A 16,871-nucleotide genomic window follows, 5' to 3' on the forward strand; every position below is an offset into this window, starting at 1 on the left:
GCGCAACGATCTGCATCAGCCTGCTCGGCACCTCGCTCAGCGCCTTCGCGCTGCCCTCGTTCGACGAGGTCCACGCCCGCTGGCACAGCTCGGACTGGGTGCTCCTCGCGCGCGACGGCGAGCCGCTGCAGCGCACGCGCATCGATCACAGCGAGCGACGCGGCGACTGGGTCGCGCTCGCCGACGTCTCGCCCGCGTTGCGCCAGGCCATCGTCGTCTCCGAAGACAAGCGCTTCTACGAACACAGCGGGGTCGACTGGCGCGGCGCAGCGGGCGCCGCCTGGGCCAATCTGTGGAATACGCGCACGCGCGGCGCGTCGACCGTGACCATGCAGTTGACCGGCCTGCTCGACGACGATCCACAACGTTCAGGACAACGTTCGATCGCGCAGAAGGCCAGCCAGGCTGTCAATGCATTGTGGCTCGAGCGCTCCTGGCGCAAGGACCAGATCCTCGAAGCCTATCTGAATCTGGTGCCGTTCCGTGGCGAAACGATCGGCTTGTCGGCCATCTCGATGACGCTGTTCGGCAAGGCGCCTTCGGGACTCAACGACCGCGAAGCGGCGGTGGCCGCTGCGCTGATCCGCGCGCCGAACGCGCCCTACGCGAAAGTCAGCGAACGCGCCTGCCGGATTCTGCGCGACATGCAAGCGGCCGGCCAATGCGCGAACCTCGGCGGTTTCGTGCAACTGGCATTCGCCCGTCCTGCGCCGGCCACCCTCTCCCTCACGCCGGATGACGACGGCCTCGCGCCGCATTTCGCGCGGCGCATCGCGGCTGAAGTGCATCCGGTCGCCGGCACGCGCGTGCGCTCCACGCTCGACGCCAGGCTGCAGCGTTTCGCACGCGACACCCTCACCCGTACGCTGCTTGAACTGAACGCCCGCGCGCATCCGCGCAATGTGCAGGATGGCGCCGTGGTAGTGCTCGATAACACCACCGGCGAGGTGCGCGCGTGGGTGGGTTCGTCGGGCGCGCTGTCCGGCGCCCGCGACGTCGATGCGGTGCTCGCGCTACGCCAGGCCGGCTCGACGCTCAAGCCGTTCCTGTATGCGCAGGCCATCGACGAACGGCGGCTCACCACGGTGTCCCTGCTCGACGACGCGCCGCTCGATCTCGCTGCCGGCGGCGGCCTCTACATCCCGCAGAATTACGACAAGGACTTCAAGGGCTGGGTCAGCGTCCGCACTGCGCTCGGCTCGTCGCTGAACGTGCCGGCGGTGCGCACGCTGGTGATGGTAACGCCGCACCGCTTTGCGAAGACCCTCACGGCGCTCGGTCTGCCGCTCACGCAAAGCGGCGATTACTACGGCTATAGCCTCGCGCTCGGCAGCGCGGACGTCACCCTGCTTGCGCTGACTAACGCCTATCGCGCGCTGGCCAATGGCGGGGTCGCCGGATCCACGGCCGATCTGCCGCGTCGCCAGGCGGCACCCGGCGACACCGCAACCCGGGCGGCGCAGCGCGTCTTCAGCGCCGACGCCAGCTTCATCATCACCAGCGTGCTGTCGGACAACAACGCGCGTACCCGCACCTTCGGATTCGATAGCCCGCTCGCCACGCGCTTCTTCTCCGCGGTCAAAACGGGCACCAGCAAAGATATGCGCGATAACTGGACGGTCGGCTTCACCTCGCGTTATACGGTGGGCGTGTGGGTCGGCAATGCGGACGGCACGCCGATGTGGGACGTGTCCGGCGTGAGCGGCGCGGCACCGGTGTGGGCTGCGATCGTCGGCTATCTGCACCGTCGTTTGCCGAGCACGCCGCCGGCCGCGCCACCCGGTGTGATGCAAACACGCGTCACGTTTGAAAACGGCGTCGAACCCACCCGTGACGACTGGTTCCTGCGCGGCACGCAAACCCCGCTCGTCGCGCTCGCAGCGGATGCCGGCGCGGCCGTGCAACGGGTTTCGACGCGCGGCGCGGTGCATATCGGCGCACCCACCGACGGCACGATCTTCGCGCTCGACCCCGACATCCCTGCCTCGCGACAGCGGATTTCATTCGAACGCGCTAGCGAAACGTCGACCTTGAGCACATGGCGTCTAGACGGCAAGACGCTCGGCCACGCGTCGCGCGTGCCCTGGCTGCCGTGGCCTGGGCATCATCTGCTGGAACTGGTGGATGCCGACGGCAGCGTTGCCGATGCAGTGCACTTCGAAGTGCGCGGCGCGGTAGCCCGCACGCCCGGCACTAGCACTGGCACTGGCACTAGCACTGGCACTGGCACCATCGCAGCACCGATCGCCTCACAAAGGCCTACGAAATAGGCAAAAGCTTTAAATAGTATCCACGATGATTTACTTGTCACGAATCGATCGGTATAAATCGGCGGTTTTCATCAGAAGGCCGCGCGATTTATCCTATGCTTAAGCGCAGCGCGTGCTGACCGAATGCGTCGTCCGTTCCCGGCTAACTTTTTGTGCCCTCAATGGAGTGCTTGCCATGCTGAAGAAGCTGCTTATGCTTTGCGTTGCCTTGGCCCTGTCGCTGTCAGCCACCTTCGCCTCTGCGGTGGAAGTCAATTCCGCCGATCAGGCGACGCTTGAAACTGTCAAGGGCATCGGCCCGGTTCATGCGAAAGCGATTATCGACGAACGCACCAAGAACGGCCCGTTCAAGGATGCAGACGATCTCGCCGCACGCGTGAAAGGCATCGGCACGAAGTCGGTGACGAACCTCGAAGCAGCCGGTCTCACGATCAACGGCGCGTCTACCCCGCCGACCGGCGCCAAGGCGGCCGCGAAGTCGAGCACGACGGCCACCAGCACACCGGCAACGAAGACCCAGGTCGCCACGTCGACGAATACGACGGCGGCCACCACGACGCCGGCCGCGACACCCGCACCGGCGACCGCCGCCGCGAGTGCGCCTGCGGCCGCATCGGGCGGCAAGGCTTCGAAGTCGAAGAAGAAGAGCAAGGCGGCGGCATCCGAAGCAGCCGCTGCCTCCGCCCCGGCCGCAGCGGCGGCAAGCGCGCCCGCGGAAGCCTCGGGCGGCAAAGCCTCGAAATCGAAAAAGGCGAAGAAGAGCAAGGCGGCATCGGCTGCCGCCGCTTCGGGCACCTGATTGTCGTCAGGCGAACGGGGTAAGCTGTTCGCCTGACGTGATTCATCTAACGTGTTTCACCCGAGCGCATCCGGTATCGGCCACGCCCTGCTTTCCATCCAACCGGTGCCGCGCAACCGCGCGGCGTTTTCACCCGCCGGCGTCTCTACGGAACGCCGGCATTCAAGAGAGACCGTCATGAGCCTACTCGACACCTTCGGTTCCCTGCTCGGCCAGTCGCCTGAAGGCGGCGGCGGCCAGCAAGCCCTGATCAGCACCGCGCTTGAATTCGTCAACAACCAGCCGGGCGGCCTGAACGGCCTGATCCAGCAGTTCAAGGACAAAGGGGCCGGCGACATCATCAGTTCGTGGGTCAGCAACGGCGAGAATCAGCCGATCTCGGCGGACGCGCTGCATAGCGTGCTCGGCTCGGACACCGTCACCAACCTCGCGGCCAAGGCCGGTGTACAGCCTGACCAGATCACGGGACTGCTGTCGCAGATCCTGCCGCATGTCGTCAATGCCGCCACGCCCACCGGTGAAGTCCCCGCCGAAGGCCAACTGAACGCGACAAGCGTACTCGGTGCGCTCGGTGGTCTGGAGTCGCTGTTCGGCAAGGGCAAAGCGTAACGTTTGAACGTGGGTCCCGCGCGCGGCCGTTTCAGTCGCGCCGCGGGAACCACACCCTACGCCGAGGCAAATAAAAAGGGCAACGAATCGAAATTCGTTGCCCTTTTGCATGGCGGGCAAGTTCGCGGCTCAACCGCCGCGGCCTTGCAGACCGTACCGCTTAATGCACCACGCGGTCGAACACCAGCTTGCCGTCTTCCACTTCGACGGGAATCACATCCTTCGGACCGAACTTGCCGGCCAGGATCAGCTTCGCGACCGGGTTCTCGATCTCCTGCTGGATCGCGCGCTTCAACGGCCGCGCACCGAACAACGGGTCATAGCCGACCTTGCCGATCAACTCCAGCGCGTCGTCCGAGACGACCAGTTGCATGTCGAGCTTCGCCAGCCGCTCATGCAGCCGTTGCAGCTGGATCTTCGCAATCGACTGGATGTTCGAGCGATCGAGCGCATGGAACACGACGACATCGTCGATCCGGTTGAGGAATTCCGGGCGGAAATGCAGCTTCACTTCTTCCCACACCGCATCCTTGATCGCGTCCTGCGGTTCGCCGACCATCGCCTGGATCACCTGCGACCCGAGATTCGAGGTCATGACGATCACCGTGTTCTTGAAGTCCACGGTGCGCCCCTGGCCATCGGTCATGCGGCCGTCGTCGAGCACCTGCAGCAGCACGTTGAACACGTCCGGGTGGGCCTTCTCGATCTCGTCGAGCAGGATCACGCTGTACGGCTTGCGACGCACCGCCTCGGTCAGGTAACCGCCTTCCTCATAGCCCACGTAGCCCGGCGGCGCGCCGATCAGCCGCGCGACGCTGTGCTTCTCCATGAACTCGCTCATGTCGATGCGGATCAGATGATCTTCCGAATCGAACAGGAACGACGCCAGCGCCTTGCACAGTTCGGTCTTGCCCACGCCCGTCGGGCCGAGGAACAGGAACGAGCCATACGGACGATTCGGGTCCGACAGCCCCGCGCGCGAGCGGCGGATCGCATCGGCCACCGCGGCGATCGCTTCGTCCTGGCCGACCACGCGGTCGTGCAGCTTGTCTTCGATCTGCAGCAGCTTTTCACGCTCGCCCTGCATCATGCGCGAGACCGGAATGCCGGTGGCACGCGACACGACTTCGGCGATTTCCTCTGCGCCCACCTGCGTGCGCAACAGACGCGGGCGGGTCGGATTGTTCTGCTCCTTCGCTTCGGCCTTCGTCACTTCCTTCAGTTGCGCTTCGAGTCCCGGCAGCTTGCCGTACTGCAGCTCCGCGACCTTCTCCAGCTTGCCTTCGCGTTGCAGCCGGACGATTTCGGCGCGAGTCTTCTCGATCTCTTCCTTCAGTTGCGCGCTGCCCTGCACCGCTGCTTTTTCCGCGGTCCAGATTTCTTCGAGGTCCGAATATTCGCGGTTCAGCCGCTCGATTTCTTCCTCGATCAATTGCAGGCGCTTCTGCGACGCTTCGTCCTTTTCCTTCTTGACGGCTTCGCGCTCGATCTTCAACTGGATCAGGCGGCGATCGAGCCGGTCCATCTCTTCGGGCTTCGAATCGATTTCCATCTTGATCTTCGAAGCCGCTTCGTCGATCAGGTCGATGGCCTTGTCCGGCAGGAAACGGTCCGTGATGTAGCGATGCGACAGTTCAGCCGCCGCGACGATGGCCGGGTCGGTGATGTCCACGCCGTGATGCAGTTCATACTTTTCCTGCAGGCCGCGCAGGATGGCGATGGTCGCCTCGACCGACGGCTCGTCTACCAGCACCTTCTGGAAGCGGCGTTCGAGCGCGGCGTCCTTTTCGATGTACTTGCGATATTCGTCCAGCGTGGTTGCGCCGACGCAGTGCAGCTCGCCGCGCGAAAGCGCCGGCTTGAGCATGTTGCCCGCGTCCATCGCCCCTTCGGCCTTGCCCGCGCCGACCATGGTGTGAATTTCGTCGATAAAGACGATGGTCTGGCCTTCGTCCTTGGCGATGTCGCTCAGCACGGCCTTCAGGCGCTCTTCGAACTCGCCGCGGTACTTGGCGCCGGCCAGCAGCGCCGCCATATCGAGCGACAGCACGCGCTTGCCCTTGAGCGTCTCCGGCACTTCGCCGTTGACGATGCGCTGCGCGAGCCCTTCGACGATGGCCGTCTTGCCCACGCCCGGCTCGCCGATCAACACCGGGTTGTTCTTGGTGCGGCGCTGCAGGATCTGGATGGACCGGCGGATCTCGTCGTCGCGGCCGATCACCGGGTCGAGCTTGCCCGCGCGCGCACGCTCGGTCAGATCGACGGTGTATTTCTTCAGCGCTTCGCGCTGGCTTTCGGCGTCCTGGCTATGCACCTGCGAGCCGCCGCGCACCGCGGCGATGGCCGCTTCGAGCGACTTGCGCGACAGGCCGTGCTGGCGCGCGAGGCGCCCGGCTTCGCCCTTGTCGTCGGCGACCGCGAGCAGGAACATCTCGCTCGCGATAAACGTGTCGTTGAGCTTCTGCGCTTCCTTGTCCGCCTGGTTCAGCAGGCCGGTCAGTTCGCGGCCGATCTGGACGTTGCCGTCCGTGCCCTGGACCTGCGGCAGACGGGTGATGGCGTCGTTCAGCGCGGTTTGCAGCGCCTGCACGTGCACGCCGGCGCGCGACAGCAGCGAGCGTGCGGAGCCGTCCTGTTGCGCGACGAGCGCCGCGAGCAGGTGAACGGGTTCAATGTATTGATTGTCACGACCGACGGCGAGACTCTGCGCATCGGCCAACGCTTCCTGGAATTTAGTGGTGAGTTTGTCGACTCTCATCAAGAGACCTCCAATTTCGAATACCACCAAAATGAGGCGTTTTTTGCGGGTTTCAAGCGCTTTTTTGCACGCGGGAGCAAGTATTTAACAATTGACGCGAACAAGCGGTTTGATTCGGTCAATCGACGGGCGCCGCTCCGCCGTCGCCGGACGTCTCCAATGCAATCGGGATCACCTGCCGCATGCCGAGCAACGCCGCGAGCGGCCCATGAGGCTCGGCCAGCTCGCCGATGGTGTGGCGATCCAGCTCCGACAGAAACGCGTGACGCGCCGCTTCCAGCACATTTTTCAGGCGGCATTGGGACTGGATCACGCAGTGCCGGTTGGCGCCCCGTTCATCCGGAAAGCATCCGACCAGCGCGAAGTCGCTTTCGGTGGCGCGCACCACTTCGCCGACCGTGAGCGAACCCGAGTGCTCGAAAAGCCGCAGCCCGCCGTTGCGGCCACGCACCGTCTCGACCCAGCCCAGTTCGCCGAGCCGCTGGACGACCTTCATCAAGTGGTTCTTCGAAATACCGTAGGCGTCCGAGATATCCTGGATCGTCGCCAGCCCCTCGTCGCGAACCGCGAGGTACAGCATGACGCGTAGTGAATAATCCGTGTAGTCAGTCAGTCTCATAAGCGCAAAGTCACAATGAGCGACGGCGGCGATCCGCTGAAAGACCGTGTCGGCGCGAGGGTTGTCCATCCAGCCTCTTCGCAATAACATGCGGGGCCGGCGCATGTTATTCGGGGCTTTCTGTCAATATGCGTCATTCTGAATGGTATCGTCTGACCACAGCGTTGTTTTTCTGAATAACGTGATTGTGAGCCATTATTTCTCGCAGTACTTAGCGACTTTGAATTTGCCCCTGATCACAGCATGAATCCACTCTCTCCCAGCCCCGCTGCGGCGGCGCGACACGCAGAACCGACCGAAGCCAATATCCGCGAGCTCGTTTATGCGTTTTATGAGCGCGTGCGAGCCGATGCCATCCTCGGTCCTGTCTTCGAGCAGACGCTCGGCGGCCGCTGGGACGAACATCTGCCGAAGATGTGCCTGTTCTGGGCGAGTCTCGTGCTGGGTGCGAAGCAGTATCGCGGCAATGTGCAGCAGGCGCATCAGCCGCTGCCGGGTCTCGAACCCAGGCACTTCAGTCACTGGCTTTACCTCTTTCTCGACACGGTGGAGTCGCGCTACGAGCCCGCGGCGGCGGTCCGCTTCATGGAGCCGGCTTTGCGCATTGCGCAAAGTCTGCAATTGAGCCGTTTTGGGTGGGATTACACGATTCCCGCCGAACAGCGAGATTTGCTCGACCGTATCGCACCCGCGCGGCGCGAGCGCGGCGAACGCGATCCGCAGGCGCACGATGCCGCGCGCGGCGAGCCGTTTCCGGCGAAGATCATTGGGCGCTCGAGCGAGCCATGAAGGTTCGGCGCGGCTAAAACGCCGCGCTACCTGCGACGTCTAGCCGAAGAAGCACGGCGCTTTATTCGGACTTCGTATTAATCGAGCCGATCCCCCAGCGCGCGAGCGCGGCGTCGTCGGTCACACGTGCATCGACCCAACGCTCGCCCTGGTCGGTCTTTTCCTTTTTCCAGAACGGCGCCTCGGTTTTCAGGTAGTCCATCACGAACTCGCACGACGCAAACGCGTCGCCGCGATGCGCCGCGGTGGTGGCCACCAGCACGATCTGGTCGAGCGGATACAGCTTGCCCACGCGGTGGATGACCAGCACCTCGATGCCTGGCCAGCGCCCGCGCGCAACCTCGACGATCGCCGCGAGCGATTTCTCCGTCATGCCCGGATAGTGCTCGAGCTCCATGGTTTCGACCACGCTGCCGTCGTTCAGATCGCGCACGGTGCCGACAAAGCAGGCCACCGCGCCGACCTTGGGATTCTGCGCGCGCAAGGCGGCCACCTCGGCGGTGAGGTCGAAGTCTTCTGTCTGGACGCGAACCGTCATGCCCGCTCCCTCACCCGCCCGTCACGGGCGGAAAGAACGCGACCTCGCAGCCTTCGGTAATGCGCGTGCCGGCATCGGTCATCACGTGGTTGCAGGCCATGCGCAGCGCGCGCCCCTCGGCGAGCGTCTCCGCCCAGATGCCGCCGCGCACGCGCAGCCACACCCGCACGTCGCCCACCGTGGCCACGCTGTCGGGCACGTCCACCGTTTCGTCGGCGGTACCAAGTGCTTCACGCACGCTCGCAAAATATTTCAGCTGAATCTTCATCTGGGTCGCCACCGGACGCCGCCGGCGTCAGTTCAACAATTCGGAAAAGGGAATGAAGCGCACGGTCTCGCCGGCGCTGATCACATGATTGGGCGGGTTGTCGATCAGGCCGTCGCCCCATACCGTCGAAGTCAGCACCGCCGAGCTCTGGTTCGGGAACAGATCCAGGCCGCCCGCCGGATTGACCCGGGCGCGCAGGAACTCGTTGCGCCGGTCGCCTTTGGACTGGGTGAAGTCGGCGCGCAACGACAGCGCACGCGGCGTCACGGTCCGCACGCCCGCGAGACGCAGCAGGAACGGACGGACGAACAGCAGGAAGGTGACGAAGGTGGATACGGGGTTGCCGGGCAGGCCGATGAAGAAGGTTTCGGCGGGGGTGTCGGGGGTCGAGGTATCCGCTGCGCCAGCATCCACGTCGCTCACGTCACCCACCGCGCCGCGCCGCACCGCGCCGAACGCCAGCGGCTTGCCCGGCTTCATGGCGATCTGCCACATCGACAGACGCCCTTCCGCCTCCACCGCCGGCTTCACGTGGTCTTCCTCGCCCACCGAGACCCCACCGCAGGTCAGAATCAGGTCGTGGCCGTGCGCGGCCTCACGCAGGGTCGCACGGGTCGCATCGAGCCGGTCGGCGACGATGCCGTAGTCGCTCACCTCGCAGCCGAGCTTTTCCAGCAGCCCGCGCAGCGTGAAGCGATTCGAGTTGTAGATGGCGCCGGGCTTGAGCGGCTCGCCCGGCATGGTCAGCTCGTCGCCGGTAAAGAACACCGCTACCTTGACACGCCGCACCACCGACAGCTCCGCACAACCCACCGAGGCAGCCAGCCCCAGCGCCTGCGGGGTGAGGCGTGTGCCGGCCGGCAAGATCACCGCGCCGCTGCGGATGTCCGCGCCCTGCGCCGTGATCCACTCGCCCGTTTTCGGCATGTGCAGGATCGTGACCGCGTCGCCGGCGGCTTCGGTCTGCTCCTGCATGACGATGGCATCGGCGCCGGGCGGCACTGTCGCGCCAGTGAAAATACGCGCCGCCGTGCCGGCCGCAAGCGGCTGCGGCGCATGGCCCGCCGGGATGCGCTGCGAGACCGGCAGGCGGCGCTCGCCCTGGGTGAGATCGGCGATCCGCACCGCGTAGCCGTCCATGGCGCTGGTGTGCATGGGCGGCACGTCGAGCGGCGACACGACGTCGACGGCCAGCACGCGGTTCAGCGCCTCGAGCGTGGGCAGCGTTTCCTTGCCGACCACGGCGCCGGCGGCGCCGAGCAGCGTTGCAAGGGCGTCGGCCGTCGAAAGCATCGGGGCGCGAGGCGCGGGAGATGTAGGCGTGGACATCGGTTGGGGACGCGCTGAACTGAAAGGAATATTGTAGCGGTCCGCGGCTTTCGCCGGGGCGACCCGGCCCGTCAATAACCCGAATCCCCCTCAGTCGCCCGCATGCGCGACAACGAAGTCCTTCACACGCTGCACGTCCGCCGGCAGCACCTCGAAGCGCTGCGGCAGCGACTCGAGCCCGGAAAACGCCGCCGGCCGCTCCGGCTCGCGCAGCAGCGCTTCGCGGATCGTCTCGCCGAACTTGATCGGCTGGGCGGTTTCCAGCACGATCATCGGGATACCCGCTTGCAGATGCTCGCGCGCCACCTTCAGGCCGTCAGCCGTGTGGGTGTCGATCATCGTGTCGTAGCGTTCGAACACGTCGCGGATCGCCTCGACGCGGTCCGCGTGGCTGCTGCGGCCCGACACGAAGCCGAACTGCCTGACCCGCGCGAAATCGCCGCTCGCCGCCAGGTCGAAGCCGCCCTTTTCCTCGACGTCGCGGAACAACTGCAGCACGCGCGCCGGATCGCGCCCCAGCAGATCGAACACGAAGCGCTCGAAATTCGACGCCTTCGAAATGTCCATGCTCGGGCTGCTGGTGTGATACGTCTCGGCGGCCTTGCGCACGCGGTAGATGCCGGTGCGGAAGAACTCGTCGAGCACGTCGTTCTCGTTGGTGGCCACCACGAGCTTCTCGATCGGCAGACCCATCATCCGCGCAATATGGCCCGCGCAGACGTTGCCGAAGTTGCCCGACGGCACCGTGAACGACACCCGCTCGTCGTTCGACTTCGTGGCCGCGAAGTAGCCCTTGAAGTAATACACGACCTGGGCGACGACGCGCGCCCAGTTGATCGAATTGACCGTGCCGATCTTGTACCTGGCCTTGAAGGCGTGATCGTTCGAAACAGCCTTGACGATGTCCTGGCAGTCGTCGAAATTGCCTTCAACCGCGAGGTTGAAAATGTTCGGGTCCTGCAGGCTGTACATCTGTGCCGTCTGGAACGCGCTCATCTTCTTGTGCGGCGACAGCATGAATACGCGAATGCCCTTCTTGCCGCGCATGGCGTACTCGGCGGCGCTGCCGGTGTCGCCCGAGGTGGCGCCGAGGATGTTCAGCGTCTCGCCATGCTTGGCCAGCGCGTACTCGAACAGGTTGCCGATCAACTGCATCGCCATGTCCTTGAACGCGAGCGTGGGCCCGTTCGACAACTCCAGCAGCGACAACGGCGCACCGTTCTCGACACCGAGCGTCTTCAGCGGCGTGATCTGCTCGGCGCTTTCGTCGTCGCGCACATGGCAATACGTCGCCGCCGTGTAGGTGCGGCGCGTGAGCATGCGCAGGTCGGCGGCGGGGATATCGTCGCTGAATTTCGACAGGATCTCGAAGGCGAGATCCGCGTACGGCAGCGTGCGCCAGCGCGCCAGTTCGTCCGCCGAGACGCGCGGATATTCCGCGGGCAGGTACAGGCCGCCGTCGCTGGCGAGACCGCCCAGCAGGATGTTGGAAAACGTATGGCGCTCGCCGGCTCCGGCGCCGCGCGTGGAAAGGTAGTTCATATCGGTCTCTGGCCTAGTTCAGCGCTTCCATGCGCAGCTTGGTCACCTGCGACACCACGGTCGTCAGTGCCTCGATGTTCCTGATCGCCGCGTTGACGTGCTTTTCCACGGTTTCGTGCGTGATCAGGATGATGTCGGTTTCGCCCTTGCCGTTCGCGTCGACCTGCTCCGATTCCTTCTGCAGCAGCGCGTCGATCGAGATGCCCGTATCCGCGAGAATGCGTGTGATATCGGCGAGCACGCCGGTCACGTCCGCCACCCGCAGGCGCAGGTAGTAGCCGCTCGTCACTTCCTCGATCGGCAGGATCGGCGTGTTCGACAGGCTGTCCGGCTGGAACGCCAGATGCGGCACGCGATGCTCCGGGTCGGCGGTATGCAGGCGCGTCACGTCCACCAGATCGGCCACCACGGCCGAAGCCGTCGGCTCGGCGCCCGCGCCCTTGCCGTAGTACAGCGTGGTGCCGACGGCATCGCCATGCACCACCACCGCGTTCATCGCGCCTTCCACATTCGCCAGCAGGCGCTTCTCGGGAATCAGCGTCGGATGCACGCGCAGTTCGATGCCCTTGTCGGTGCGTCGCGCAATGCCCAGCAGCTTGATCCGGTAGCCGAGTTCTTCGGCATATTTGATGTCGATCGCCGCCAGCTTGCTGATGCCTTCGACGTACGCCTTGTCGAACTGCACCGGCACGCCGAACGCGATCGCGCTCATGATGGTCGCCTTGTGCGCGGCGTCCACGCCTTCGATGTCGAAGGTCGGGTCGGCTTCGGCGTAACCGAGTTCCTGCGCGGCCTTCAGCGCGGTCGCGAAATCGAGACCGCGGTCGCGCATTTCCGACAGGATGTAGTTCGTCGTGCCGTTGATGATGCCGGCGATGTACTGGATCCGGTTCGCCGTCAGGCCTTCGCGCAGCGCCTTGATGATCGGAATGCCGCCCGCCACCGCCGCTTCGAACGACACCATCACGCCATTGGCGCGCGCCGCTTCGAAGATCTCGGTGCCGTGCACCGCCAGCAAGGCCTTGTTGGCCGTCACGACGTGCTTGCGGTTGGCGATGGCGCGCAGCACCAGCTCGCGCGCAATGCCCGTGCCGCCGATCATTTCCGCGACAATGTCGATGGACGGATCGTCGACCACGGCGTCGAAGCTATCGGTGACCTCCACCGTGCCGGCTGCGCTGCCGAGCGCGGCCGTGGCCTTGGCCGGATTGCGCACGGCAATGCGCGCAATCTCGATGCCGCGCCCCGCGCGCCGTTTGATTTCTTCCTGGTTGCGGCGCAGTACCGTGAAGGTGCCGCTGCCCACCGTGCCGAAGCCCAGCAGTCCAACTTTGATCGGTTCCATGCAGCGTGTGTTTTCGAGTAAGGATTAAGGGAAACGGGTGTCGGGGTCTGTGCGCGGGCGAGGTGCCCGGCGCGTCAGACCGAATGACGTTTTCGGTAGCCGTCGAGGAAGCGGGCGATCCGGTTGATCGAATCGGCCAGGTCGTCGACATTCGGCAGGAACACGACACGGAAGTGATCCGGCGTCTTCCAGTTAAAGCCAGTGCCTTGCACGAGCAGCACCCGTTCGGCCAGCAGCAGCTCCAGGATGAACTGCTGGTCGTCTTCGATCGGGTACATCTTCGGATCGAGGCGCGGGAACATGTACAGCGCCGCTTCCGGCTTGACGCAGGTCACGCCGGGAATCGCCGTCAGCATGTCATACGCGAGTTGGCGCTGTTTGTACAGGCGGCCGCTCGGCACGATCAGGTCGTTGATGCTCTGGTAGCCGCCCAGCGCGGTCTGGATCGCATACTGACCGGGCACGTTCGGGCACAGGCGCATTGACGCGAGAATGCCGAGCCCTTCGAAATAATCCCTGGCGCGGCGGCGGTTCTCGCCGGTCAGGCCCGAGATGAACATCCAGCCGGCGCGGTAGCCGCACGAACGGTAGCTCTTCGACAGGCTGTTGAAGGTCACCGTCAGCACGTCTTCGGAGAGCGCCGCCATCGACGTATGCTGCTTGCCGTCGTAGACGATCTTGTCGTAGACCTCGTCGGCGAAGATCACGAGGCCGTGCTGGCGCGCAATCTCGATCAGGCCGAGCAGCAGCTCGTCCGAGTACAGCGCACCGGTGGGGTTGTTCGGGTTGATCACCACCAGCGCCCGCGTGTTCGGCGTGATCCTGGCGCGGATATCGTCCAGATCGGGCATCCAGCCGTTCGCTTCGTCGCAGAGGTAGTGCACGGGCGTGCCGCCCGACAGGCTCACGCCCGCCGTCCACAGCGGGTAGTCCGGCGCCGGCAGCAGCACCTCGTCGCCGTCGTTGAGCAGGCCCTGCATGGCCATCACGATCAGCTCCGACGCGCCGTTGCCGATGTAGATATCGTCCAGCTCGACACCGTGCACACCCTTTTGCTGGGTGTAATGCATGATCGCCTTACGTGCGGCGAACACACCCTTGGAGTCGGAATAGCCCGACGAGCCCGGCAGATTCAGGATCATGTCCTGGATGATCTCGTCCGGGGCGTCGAAGCCGAACGGCGCGAGATTGCCGATGTTCAGCTTGATGATGCGGTGGCCCTCTTCTTCGAGCCGCTTCGCATGTTCGAGGACGGGCCCGCGGATGTCGTAGCAGACGTTCAACAGCTTGTTGGATTTGAGAATCGGTTTCACGGCGGGCACTTCATCCTGGGTAAATAATGGGGCCGACCCGCAACACACGGGGCATGGAGGCGTCTGGACACGAAGCGGCCATTTCAGGCGCACTCCCGCGGACGGGTCTGATTCGGGCTGGCGGCGGATTGCGCCGGGGTGCTCGGGGTGCTTCAGGGAACCGGTCAGGGGACCCTCAGGAAATCTTAAGCGAGCGCCTGGTATGGTGCCTGACAAGCTGCCCGGCAAGCTGTTCGGCCATGCCGGATCCGGCACCTTGACCGGTGTCCGGCAGCGGCTTCGGGTGCGGCTTATGACGGCACGCGAAGCAAGGGGCGCCGTCGGGCGGCTAAAAAGTTATAATTTAGCGGATTTTGGCCGACTTCCGCAATGCACCAAGTGCATGCAGTCCGGAAAGAACGACTTCGGAAAACGAATTTGAAATTACACCAGGATTCCAGCGGCGCCCTGAACACCGTGACCGGCTACGGCGCCGGCTATGTCGAAATCAACCTCCAGCGCCATGCCGGCAGCATCCTCGTGATGCCCGAGACGCCCGTCATCGCCTGGCCGGTGGCTTCTTTCGAAGCGCTGACCCCCGAGCATTTCGCGATGCTGATCGAACCGGCGCCCGAAGTGGTGGTGTTCGGCAGCGGCGACCGGTTGCGCTTCCCGCATCCGCGCCTGACCGCCGCGCTCGCCGCGCACCGGATCGGCGTCGAGACCATGGACTTCAAGGCCGCCTGCCGCACTTACAACATTCTGATGGCCGAGGGCCGCAAGGTCGCGGCCGCCTTGCTGATCGAAGCATAACCGGCACGGTGACGCCGGCCGTGGTCCCGTGCCTTGCCGGTATCGTAAGCTGCGCGTCAACCGCCGGCCGACCCTGCGCATCCCGGCGGCGCGCGGGACTCGCCCTCCGCAAGCGACGTTGCGCAACCGGCCGTCCGAAAGCGGCCGTCCGCCCCTAACAACACCGAAACGCCGCCTGTGCGGCGTCGCAAAAGAACAGGCTAACCACCCATGAACGATATGCCTTCCCGGCTACCGCTCAACCGCAGCACCCTCCTGCTTCTGGTGCTCGCTCTCGCCGTCATCTGGTTCGTGCCGCTCGGCTGGCGTCATCTGCTGCCGAGCGACGAGGGCCGCTACGCCGAAATGGCCCGCGAGATGTTCCTGACCGGCGACTGGATCACGCCGCGCTACAACGGCTACAAGTACTTCGAGAAGCCGCCGCTGCAAACCTGGATGAACGCGCTGACCTTCGCGTGGTTCGGCATCGGCGAATGGCAGGCCCGGCTTTACACGGCCCTGACCGGCTTCGCGGGCGTCCTGCTGATCGGCTACACCGGCGCGCGGGTGTTCAACGCGGCCACCGGCGTGTTCGCCGCGATCGTGCTGGCGACCTCGCCGTACTGGAACCTGATGGGCCACTTCAACACGCTGGACATGGGCCTGTCGTTCTGGATGGAGCTGACCCTGTGCGCCCTGCTGCTGGCGCAGCGTCCCAACCTGCCGGGCGGCCAGGTGCGGCTGTGGATGTGGCTATGCTGGGCGTCGATGGCGCTGGCGGTGCTGTCGAAAGGCCTGATCGGCGTGATCCTGCCGGGCGCGGTGCTGGTGCTGTACACGCTGATCGCCCGCGACTGGGCGGTCTGGAAGCGGCTGCACCTGATCGGCGGCGTGATCCTGTTCTTCGCGATCGCCACGCCGTGGTTCGTGCTGGTGCAGCAGCGCAATCCGGAATTCCTGAACTTCTTCTTCATCGTCCAGCAGTTCAAGCGCTATCTGACGCCCGAACAGAACCGCCCCGGCGCGTTCTACTACTTCGTGCCGGTGATCCTGGTGGGCTTCCTGCCGTGGCTGTCGGTGAGCGTGCAGAGCATCCGCCACGCGCTGCGCCTGCCGCGCCAGCCGAACGGCTTCTCGCCGGTCACGATGATGCTGGTGTGGTCCGGGTTCATCTTCCTGTTCTTCAGCGCGTCGCATTCGAAACTGCTGTCGTACACGCTGCCCATCGCTCCGGCGCTGGCGCTGCTGATCGGCCTGTACCTGCCGCTCGTCACGCCCGCCACGCTGCGCCGCCATCTGGCCGGCTACGCCGCGTTTCTGGTGGTGGCGGCGGTCGGCGCGCTGTTCATGAGCCGTCTCGGCGACGACCGCAATCCCACCGAGTTGTACGTCGCCTATCGCGTCTGGGTGCTGGCCGCCCTCGGCGTAGCCTTTGCCCTGACGCTCGCCGCACTGTGGCTGAACCGCCGCGGCCGCGGCGGCATCGTCGGCGCTGTGGCGACCTTCGGCGCCGCCTGGCTGCTGCTCGGCACCATCGCCGGCACCGGGCACGACGTGTTCGGCCGCCTGAGCTCCGGCGCGCCGCTTGCCCCCGCCATCAAGGCCGCCATCGCCAAACTGCCACCGGACACGCCGTTCTACTCGGTCGGCGTGCTCGATCACACGTTGCCGTTCTACGTCGATCACACCATGATCATGGTCGAACATCCGGACGAACTGGCCTTCGGCGTGTCCGTCGAACCGCAGAAGTGGGTGCCGACGGTCGACGAGTGGGTCCAGCGCTGGGACGCGGACCGCTACGCCCTCGCCCTGCTGCCGCCGGACCGGTACCAGAAGCTGCTGGCGCAACATGTGCCGATGGAAGTCGTCGCCCGCGACTCGCGGCGCGTGATTGTAGAAAAACCGCAGCAATGACCCCATA

General features: G+C 65.0%; 15 protein-coding genes. 7 read left to right on the top strand and 8 right to left on the bottom strand.

The window, feature by feature from the left end; all coding sequences use genetic code 11:
- Nucleotides 1-8: 8 nt before the first annotated feature.
- The 3 genes from pbpC to P3T42_RS02990 all read left to right on the top strand — a co-directional run bounded on the left by pbpC (nt 9) and on the right by P3T42_RS02990 (nt 3,678).
- Nucleotides 9-2,270 (top strand): penicillin-binding protein 1C, encoded by a 2,262-nt coding sequence (gene pbpC / locus P3T42_RS02980; protein ID WP_429305255.1) that lies wholly within the window; start codon nt 9-11, stop codon nt 2,268-2,270.
- A gap of 175 nt (nt 2,271-2,445) precedes the next feature.
- On the top strand, nt 2,446-3,069 hold the full coding sequence (locus P3T42_RS02985; protein ID WP_429305134.1) for a ComEA family DNA-binding protein: 624 nt from the start codon (nt 2,446-2,448) through the stop codon (nt 3,067-3,069).
- 177 nt (nt 3,070-3,246) lie between these two features.
- Complete coding sequence (locus tag P3T42_RS02990) at nt 3,247-3,678, top strand: YidB family protein (protein ID WP_074298491.1); 432 nt, start codon at nt 3,247-3,249, stop codon at nt 3,676-3,678.
- A 160-nt stretch (nt 3,679-3,838) separates the two neighbouring features.
- On the opposite strand, the gene clpB is transcribed toward P3T42_RS02990, so the two are convergent.
- Nucleotides 3,839-6,436, bottom strand: coding sequence for an ATP-dependent chaperone ClpB (gene clpB, locus P3T42_RS02995; RefSeq protein WP_074298489.1), 2,598 nt, complete (start codon nt 6,434-6,436; stop codon nt 3,839-3,841).
- A 118-nt stretch (nt 6,437-6,554) separates the two neighbouring features.
- Entirely contained in the window at nt 6,555-7,055 is a 501-nt protein-coding gene (locus P3T42_RS03000; RefSeq protein ID WP_074301591.1) for an Rrf2 family transcriptional regulator, read from the bottom strand.
- A gap of 243 nt (nt 7,056-7,298) precedes the next feature.
- Between P3T42_RS03000 and P3T42_RS03005 the strand changes: the two genes are divergently transcribed.
- A complete protein-coding gene (locus tag P3T42_RS03005; protein ID WP_429305135.1) occupies nt 7,299-7,844 on the top strand; it encodes a group III truncated hemoglobin in 546 nt (181 codons plus the stop codon).
- Between the two features lie 61 nt (nt 7,845-7,905).
- Here P3T42_RS03005 and moaE read toward each other — a convergent pair whose 3' ends face one another.
- From moaE to P3T42_RS03035, 6 genes are all read right to left on the bottom strand, one after another.
- Nucleotides 7,906-8,382, bottom strand: coding sequence for a molybdopterin synthase catalytic subunit MoaE (moaE, locus tag P3T42_RS03010; RefSeq protein WP_429305136.1), 477 nt, complete (start codon nt 8,380-8,382; stop codon nt 7,906-7,908).
- Nucleotides 8,383-8,392: 10 nt separating this feature from the next.
- Nucleotides 8,393-8,650, bottom strand: a complete 258-nt coding sequence (gene moaD, locus P3T42_RS03015; RefSeq protein ID WP_074298485.1) for a molybdopterin converting factor subunit 1 — start codon at nt 8,648-8,650, stop codon at nt 8,393-8,395.
- Nucleotides 8,651-8,677: 27 nt separating this feature from the next.
- A complete protein-coding gene (locus P3T42_RS03020; protein WP_429305137.1) occupies nt 8,678-9,943 on the bottom strand; it encodes a molybdopterin molybdotransferase MoeA in 1,266 nt (421 codons plus the stop codon).
- A gap of 126 nt (nt 9,944-10,069) precedes the next feature.
- Complete coding sequence (gene thrC, locus P3T42_RS03025; RefSeq protein ID WP_429305138.1) at nt 10,070-11,521, bottom strand: threonine synthase; 1,452 nt, start codon at nt 11,519-11,521, stop codon at nt 10,070-10,072.
- A gap of 13 nt (nt 11,522-11,534) precedes the next feature.
- Complete coding sequence (locus P3T42_RS03030; protein WP_429305139.1) at nt 11,535-12,866, bottom strand: homoserine dehydrogenase; 1,332 nt, start codon at nt 12,864-12,866, stop codon at nt 11,535-11,537.
- 74 nt (nt 12,867-12,940) lie between these two features.
- Complete coding sequence (locus P3T42_RS03035; protein WP_429305140.1) at nt 12,941-14,188, bottom strand: pyridoxal phosphate-dependent aminotransferase; 1,248 nt, start codon at nt 14,186-14,188, stop codon at nt 12,941-12,943.
- Nucleotides 14,189-14,381: 193 nt separating this feature from the next.
- Between P3T42_RS03035 and P3T42_RS03040 the strand changes: the two genes are divergently transcribed.
- The 3 genes from P3T42_RS03040 (at nt 14,382) to P3T42_RS03050 (ending at nt 16,864) form a co-directional block, all read left to right on the top strand.
- On the top strand, nt 14,382-14,600 hold the full coding sequence (locus P3T42_RS03040; protein ID WP_143788408.1) for a hypothetical protein: 219 nt from the start codon (nt 14,382-14,384) through the stop codon (nt 14,598-14,600).
- Nucleotides 14,597-14,971 carry an Mth938-like domain-containing protein gene (locus P3T42_RS03045; RefSeq protein ID WP_074298474.1) on the top strand — a complete coding sequence of 125 codons (375 nt, stop codon included), beginning with the start codon at nt 14,597-14,599 and terminating at the stop codon, nt 14,969-14,971. Before P3T42_RS03040 ends, P3T42_RS03045 begins: the two co-directional genes overlap by 4 nt.
- Before the next feature lie 210 nt (nt 14,972-15,181).
- Nucleotides 15,182-16,864 (top strand): glycosyltransferase family 39 protein, encoded by a 1,683-nt coding sequence (locus P3T42_RS03050; RefSeq protein ID WP_429305141.1) that lies wholly within the window; start codon nt 15,182-15,184, stop codon nt 16,862-16,864.
- Nucleotides 16,865-16,871: the final 7 nt, after the last annotated feature.

The sequence above is a fragment of the Paraburkholderia sp. GAS38 genome, from assembly GCF_050434965.1.
Lineage (GTDB): Bacteria > Pseudomonadota > Gammaproteobacteria > Burkholderiales > Burkholderiaceae > Paraburkholderia > Paraburkholderia phenazinium_A.

What these genes read in the sequence shown, in the direction of transcription:
- P3T42_RS02985 (WP_429305134.1), top strand. Translation starts at nt 2,446, where the DNA reads ATGCTGAAGAAGCTGCTTATGCTTTGCGTTGCCTTGGCCCTGTCGCTG.
- P3T42_RS02990 (WP_074298491.1), top strand. Translation starts at nt 3,247, where the DNA reads ATGAGCCTACTCGACACCTTCGGTTCCCTGCTCGGCCAGTCGCCTGAA.
- clpB (WP_074298489.1), bottom strand. Translation starts at nt 6,436, where the DNA reads ATGAGAGTCGACAAACTCACCACTAAATTCCAGGAAGCGTTGGCCGAT.
- P3T42_RS03000 (WP_074301591.1), bottom strand. Translation starts at nt 7,055, where the DNA reads ATGAGACTGACTGACTACACGGATTATTCACTACGCGTCATGCTGTAC.
- P3T42_RS03005 (WP_429305135.1), top strand. Translation starts at nt 7,299, where the DNA reads ATGAATCCACTCTCTCCCAGCCCCGCTGCGGCGGCGCGACACGCAGAA.
- moaE (WP_429305136.1), bottom strand. Translation starts at nt 8,382, where the DNA reads ATGACGGTTCGCGTCCAGACAGAAGACTTCGACCTCACCGCCGAGGTG.
- moaD (WP_074298485.1), bottom strand. Translation starts at nt 8,650, where the DNA reads ATGAAGATTCAGCTGAAATATTTTGCGAGCGTGCGTGAAGCACTTGGT.
- P3T42_RS03020 (WP_429305137.1), bottom strand. Translation starts at nt 9,943, where the DNA reads ATGCTTTCGACGGCCGACGCCCTTGCAACGCTGCTCGGCGCCGCCGGC.
- thrC (WP_429305138.1), bottom strand. Translation starts at nt 11,521, where the DNA reads ATGAACTACCTTTCCACGCGCGGCGCCGGAGCCGGCGAGCGCCATACG.
- P3T42_RS03030 (WP_429305139.1), bottom strand. Translation starts at nt 12,866, where the DNA reads ATGGAACCGATCAAAGTTGGACTGCTGGGCTTCGGCACGGTGGGCAGC.
- P3T42_RS03040 (WP_143788408.1), top strand. Translation starts at nt 14,382, where the DNA reads ATGGTGCCTGACAAGCTGCCCGGCAAGCTGTTCGGCCATGCCGGATCC.
- P3T42_RS03050 (WP_429305141.1), top strand. Translation starts at nt 15,182, where the DNA reads ATGAACGATATGCCTTCCCGGCTACCGCTCAACCGCAGCACCCTCCTG.